Origin of the sequence: Corynebacterium sp. CCUG 70398, from assembly GCF_024454055.1 — a bacterium.
Lineage (GTDB): Bacteria > Actinomycetota > Actinomycetes > Mycobacteriales > Mycobacteriaceae > Corynebacterium > Corynebacterium genitalium.
The window spans coordinates 1-5,482 of the sequence record NZ_JAGPYZ010000018.1 but is presented as its reverse complement, the minus strand read 5'-3'; the positions used below and the strand labels follow the sequence as shown (position 1 = coordinate 5,482).

At 61.3% G+C, this 5,482-nt stretch carries 5 protein-coding genes; 1 reads left to right on the top strand and 4 read right to left on the bottom strand.

Annotated features, from left to right (window positions below):
• Positions 1–38: 38 nt before the first annotated feature.
• The 4 genes from KBX07_RS11285 to aceE all read right to left on the bottom strand — a co-directional run bounded on the left by KBX07_RS11285 (position 39) and on the right by aceE (position 4,648).
• A complete protein-coding gene (locus KBX07_RS11285; protein WP_256024165.1) occupies positions 39–533 on the bottom strand; it encodes a hypothetical protein in 495 nt (164 codons plus the stop codon).
• Entirely contained in the window at positions 530–1,048 is a 519-nt protein-coding gene (locus KBX07_RS11280; protein WP_256024164.1) for a hypothetical protein, read from the bottom strand. Before KBX07_RS11280 ends, KBX07_RS11285 begins: the two co-directional genes overlap by 4 nt.
• Positions 1,049–1,303: 255 nt before the next feature.
• Positions 1,304–1,687: a hypothetical protein gene (locus tag KBX07_RS11275; RefSeq protein ID WP_256024162.1), complete on the bottom strand. Its 384-nt coding sequence runs from the start codon at positions 1,685–1,687 to the stop codon at positions 1,304–1,306.
• Between the two features lie 168 nt (positions 1,688–1,855).
• Positions 1,856–4,648 carry a pyruvate dehydrogenase (acetyl-transferring), homodimeric type gene (aceE, locus tag KBX07_RS11270; RefSeq protein ID WP_005289412.1) on the bottom strand — a complete coding sequence of 931 codons (2,793 nt, stop codon included), beginning with the start codon at positions 4,646–4,648 and terminating at the stop codon, positions 1,856–1,858.
• Between the two features lie 169 nt (positions 4,649–4,817).
• On the opposite strand from aceE, the gene KBX07_RS11265 reads away from it, so the two are divergent.
• Positions 4,818–5,228 carry a DUF3052 domain-containing protein gene (locus KBX07_RS11265; RefSeq protein WP_005289414.1) on the top strand — a complete coding sequence of 137 codons (411 nt, stop codon included), beginning with the start codon at positions 4,818–4,820 and terminating at the stop codon, positions 5,226–5,228.
• The last annotated feature ends 254 nt before the right edge of the window (positions 5,229–5,482 follow it).

The following is a 5,482-nucleotide window of genomic DNA, read 5'->3' as shown; positions in this document are numbered from 1 at the left end:
CAATGTCCAAAAACCCCACCGACTCCACGCCCAAAAAGTCACCGGACTCCGTGTCCAAAAACCTCATGGACATAACAGACACCTACTAATGCCGCGAAGGGGTTGTAGAACCCGATCGAGCCAATGCCGGATGTCAGTTCGAAGTGGTAGTACAGGAACAATGCTGGGGAACCGAACCCGAGGCAAGCGCCAGCAGCAATGGCCGATGCGGCCGAGATCCAACGGTTAGTCCCGGGGACTGAATGCCCCGCCACGTTGCTAGCAGCGATCCATATGGCCAGTGGCACAACGACGACGAGGAACGCCAAGGGTGACTCTAAGTGTCGTGGCTCCATCAATCCGATGGCCCACACAAAGAAAAACCCGGCTACGCACACAAGGACTCCAACCCCAAGGCCGAGCAGCAAATGCTTCTGAATGTTCTTCAAACCACCGTGTCGCCACGCCGCGACCGCGACGATAGGGAGCAGGGGCACAGCGAGCACCACATGGCTCAGGGCCAGGGCGGCAGCCCCATCCGACAAACCATTCATGCTGGCCCAGCATGCGGTGTCGGGGCTGGTCCGGCGGGTTCTGGACGGAAGATGTAAATGGTGATCGCGGCTGTGAACAAGAGCAGGGGGAAGGGCGTCAGCCACACGCCGAATGCGCCCATGAACGCGGCGAAGACGAAGTCACCTGGATCTGAAGTCGGTGGCGCGCTTTTCGTCCCAATGGCTACCCAGATGGTCACAGCACCCATGCATGCCAAGCTGGCGGTCGCGGCAAACAGCCCGGCCGCCGACCAGGTCCGCGGTGAATTCCGCAGCAGCCACCCCGAGGCGATGCCTGCAGCCAGAGCTGCAAGGAATCCGATGGCCATGAATCCGTATACCAGTAGCAGCGCAAACGTAATGAAGCCCAGTAGTCCCACGGCGGATCCCAGCGCGAAGGGCTTCCACAGCTGGCTCACTGGGACGCCTGTTGTGTGGTACCGGATCGCAGCGAGCATGAACGCCAACCCAAGCGGGCCCAGCAGGATGCTGAAAATCATGGCGAGCTCAACCATGTGTCCAGGTTACCTGCCGTCTAGGATCCATAAGGATTCTCGCATTTTCGTGCCGTTTGAACGAGCTCCGTAAAACGCCAGCTGGCGTGTTGCGGCAGTGGCTCCAGTTACTTGACGTGTGGACGGCACGAAAATGCGAAAGAGCACATGCGTATCGACGGCAGCGGGCCAGGCTGCCACGCGGCGTCGATAAGCGAACATGCGAAAGGGGCCGCCCAACGGCGACCCCATGCATGGTCTGGATGGTGAAGCGGGCTAGATCGCTCCCGTGAATCCCAAGTAGAACGCGATGATCCCAGCGACGATGTTGAAGGCGAAGATGCCAACAGCCACCCACGCGCACCAACGCTCAGTCTTCGGTGCGTTCTTGGACACGAGGGCGTAGATTGCCAGGCCGAAACCGACGAACAGGCAGATGATGGCGAGCGGAAGTGTCCAGGATGCAAGGTTGGAAAGCGGGATGCTGATGATGGACAAAGCCATCGCGGCGCGCGCGTACCAGTTGGCGTTGTCGAAGCGGCCCGGCTTCTGGTTCTCCTGCGGGGCAGGGGTCTGGCCGCCTGCCGGGTAGGAGCCAGCGGGCTGGCCCACCGGCTGCTGGCTCGGGTTCTGGTTCGGGTACGGCTGGGAGGTCGTCATAGTAGGTCCTTGCAAAGCTTACGGAATATTAAGACCGTTCTAAGCTAAACCGCCCCCGCGAGATTGGCAAACGCAACCACAACCCCAAACACGAACGCCCGCGCACAGAATGGGCAGCGGGCGTTCGCGCGATCGAGGGTGGTCATTGACCCGGTACGTTGGCCCGGACTACTCCATCCCGCTCTCCGGGCTGTAGTCGGAGTCGGGCTTGGCGGCCGTCGGGTCGTCGATCTTGAACTTCTTGGCTGCGTCGGCGGCCACGGAGATGTCGATCTTGCCCTCGTCAGCCAGCGCGGTCAGAGCCGCAACCACCATCGACTCAGCATCGATGTTGAAGTAGCGACGGGCAGCCTCGCGGGTGTCAGAGAAACCGAAGCCGTCGGCACCGAGGACAACGTAGCGGCCCGGGACGTACGGGCGGATCTGCTCGTGCAGGTCCGTCGCAAAGTCCGAGGTAGCAATGTACGGGCCCTCGGTCTGCTTGAGCTGCTTCGTGGCGAACGGCTCGTCGTGCTCACCGGACGGATCCTGCAGACGAGCCTTGTTCAGGGCAGCACCGTCGCGTGCGAGCTCCGTCCAGGAGGTCACGGAGTACACCGCTGCACCGACGTTGTACTCGTCCTGCAGGATCTGCTGTGCCTGCAGCGCCCAGCGCATGCCCACGCCGGAAGCGAGGAGGGAGACCTTGTTCTCCTTGTCTTCAGCGCCGCGGTCGTACAGGTAGATACCCTTGTGCAGGCCCTCAACATCGAGGTCGTCCGGGCGGGCCGGTTGGTGGGTCGGCTCGTTGTAGACGGTGAGGTAGTACATGACGTTCTCACCGCCGTCGGGGCCGTACATCCGGTCGATGCCCTTGTTGACCAGGTAGGGGATCTCGTAGGCGAACGACGGGTCATAAGGAATGACCGACGGGTTCGTCGACGCCAGGATGGGGGAGTGGCCGTCGAGGTGCTGCAGGCCCTCGCCCATCAGTGTGGTGCGGCCAGCAGTTGCGCCGACGATGAAGCCGCGGCCCATCTGGTCGGCGGCAGCCCAGAAGTTGTCGCCGGTGCGCTGGAATCCGAACATCGAGTAGAAGATGTACATCGGAATCATCGGCTCGCCGTGCGTCGCATAGCTCGTGGCGGCGGCGAGGAAGCTTGCCGACGATCCATCCTCGTTGATGCCCTCGTGCAAAATCTGGCCCTCCGGCGCTTCGCGGTAGGACAGCTGCAGGTCGTGGTCGACCGGGATATAGTTCTGGCCTTTCGGGTTGTAGATCTTCAGAGTCGGGAACCAGGAGTCCAGACCAAAGGTACGGGCCTCGTCTGGGATGATCGGCACCACGCGGCGGCCGATCTCCTTGTCGCGCATGAGCGCCTTGAAGGTACGAACCAGCGCCATGGTGGTGGCTACATCCTGCTTGCCGGAGTCCTTGAACACGGCCTTGTAAGTCTTGTCCAGGTCCGGTACTTCAAGCGGTGTGTACTGCGCGCGACGTTCCGGCAGGTAGCCACCGAGCTCTTCGCGGCGCTTCTTCATGTACTGGATCTCTTCAGAGTCCTCGCCAGGGTGGTAATAGGGCGGCAGGTTCGGGTCCTTCTCCAGCTCTTCGTCGGAGATCGGAATGCCCTGCATGTCGCGGAAGAGCTTCAGGTCCTCAGCGGTGAGGTTCTTGATCTGGTGGGTGGCGTTGCGGCCTTCGAAGGTGTGGCCCAGACCGTAACCCTTAACAGTGAAGGCGAGAATGACAGTCGGCTTGCCGTCCTTCGTCTCCAGCGCCTTCTTGTAGGCGGCGTAGACCTTGCGGTAGTCGTGGCCACCGCGGCGCAGGTTCCAGATTTCCTCGTCGGTCATGTCTTCGACGAGCTTCTTGGTGCGCTCGTCCTGGCCGAAGAAGTGCTCGCGGACCCATGCGCCGTCGTTGGCCTTGAACGTCTGGTAGTCACCGTCCGGCGTCTGGTTCATGATGTGGACCAGAGCGTTGTCCTCGTCCTTCTCCAGCAGCTCATCCCACTCGCGGCCCCAGATGACCTTGATGACTTCCCAGCCGGCGCCCTTGAAGAAGGCCTCCAGCTCCTGGACGATCTGGCCGTTGCCGCGGACGGGGCCGTCGAGACGCTGCAGGTTGCAGTTGATCACGAAGGTCAGGTTGTCCAACTCGTAGTTGGCGGCCATCTGGATGCAGCCGCGGGATTCCGGCTCATCCATCTCACCGTCACCGAGGAACGCCCAGACGTGCTGGTCAGCAGTGTCCTTGATGCCGCGGTCCTGCAGGTATTTGTTGAAGCGTGCCTGGTAGATCGCGTTCATCGGGCCCAAGCCCATGGACACAGTCGGGAACTCCCAGAACTCCGGCATGTCGTGCGGGTGCGGGTAGGACGGCAGGCCGCCCTGCTCGCGGGAGTGCTGCTGGCGGAAGCCGTCCATGTCATCTTCGGACAGTCGGCCCTCCAGGAACGCACGGGCGTAGATGCCGGGGGAGGCGTGGCCCTGAACGAAGATCTGGTCGCCGTGCTGCGGGTGGTCTTTGCCGTGGAAGAAGTGGTTGAAGCCCACTTCGTAGAGCGCCGCTGCGGACGCGTAGGTTGAAATGTGTCCGCCGACCTTAATGCCCGGGCGCTGCGCGCGGTGCACCATGATGGCAGCGTTCCAACGGATCCAACGGCGGTAGCGCTTCTCCATCGCCTCATCGCCGGGGAACTCCGGCTCGAGCGTGGTCGGGATGGTGTTGACGAAGTCCGTCGTTGTCAGCGACGGCAGGGGAACACGTTTTGCGTCGGCACGCTCCAAAAGGCGCAGCATGAGGTAGCGCGCACGCTCAGGATCAGAGTTCTCCAACAGACCGTCGAAGGAATCCATCCATTCCTTCGTTTCCTCCGGGTCCGGGTCGTGCATGTAGGAAGCAACTCCATCGCGAATGATCGCGTGCTGGGAGTCGTTCCCAGCAGTTACTTCTACGTCGTTTTCAGCCATGTCCATACCTCCGATACGGGATTCTTGCTGCACGTCACGGTGCCTTTCCCGGGTTGCGGGCGCACCGCACGTCTACATCTTCTAGCGTAGTTCTTTTTGTCTATGCACGCCGTGGCGCAGCAGGAGCGGTATCCTGGCAATATTGTTAGTCACCGTTTGAGGAGGAAAGCACACAGTGGGCGCCGGTAGCGCTGAGAATTTCGTAGATAAGCTGGGCATTTCCGGCGACGACATCGTCCAGGAGCTCGGGTGGGACGACGATTGTGATTCGTCGATCTCCGAGGCTATTGAGGACCGGATCGGCGAGGCGCTTCTCGACGATGAGACCGACGAGCTCTGCGACGTCGTCCTTCTATGGCACCGCGCTGACGATGAGGACCTCGTCGATGCGCTGGTCGACGCTACTCGAAACCTTTCCGAATCTGGTCGAATTTGGCTGCTCACCCCGGGTGCGAACCAGGCTGGTGAGGTCCACCCCGGCGACATCTCTGAGTCCGCACAGCTCGCTGGGCTCGTGCAGACTAAGGCGGACCGGCTGGGGAACTGGCAGGGGTCTTGCCTGCGCTCTGCGGGGGCCCGCAACTAGCCCTGTGAGATTCCACACCCCTGCTGAAAAGCCCCTTTAAGCACCCCCAAATCTCTACCCCCGAGCATGCACGAGAGCCGTTGGCTCGCGATGTCTCGTCCAAGCGAACCTTTAAGGGCCTCGCACCTCACCCCAGCCTCGACGAAGACAAGACCGGAGAGACTTAGGCGAAAAGAAGGGTTAAGTAGCAGAAGAGGATGCGGACGTTTTTTGGACAGTTTCAATCTCACGCTACATTGACTTTTCGGTATTCG

Coding starts and splice junctions, on each gene's coding strand:
- KBX07_RS11285 (WP_256024165.1), bottom strand. CDS start 533: ATGAATGGTTTGTCGGATGGGGCTGCCGCCCTGGCCCTGAGCCATGTG.
- KBX07_RS11280 (WP_256024164.1), bottom strand. CDS start 1,048: ATGGTTGAGCTCGCCATGATTTTCAGCATCCTGCTGGGCCCGCTTGGG.
- KBX07_RS11275 (WP_256024162.1), bottom strand. CDS start 1,687: ATGACGACCTCCCAGCCGTACCCGAACCAGAACCCGAGCCAGCAGCCG.
- aceE (WP_005289412.1), bottom strand. CDS start 4,648: ATGGACATGGCTGAAAACGACGTAGAAGTAACTGCTGGGAACGACTCC.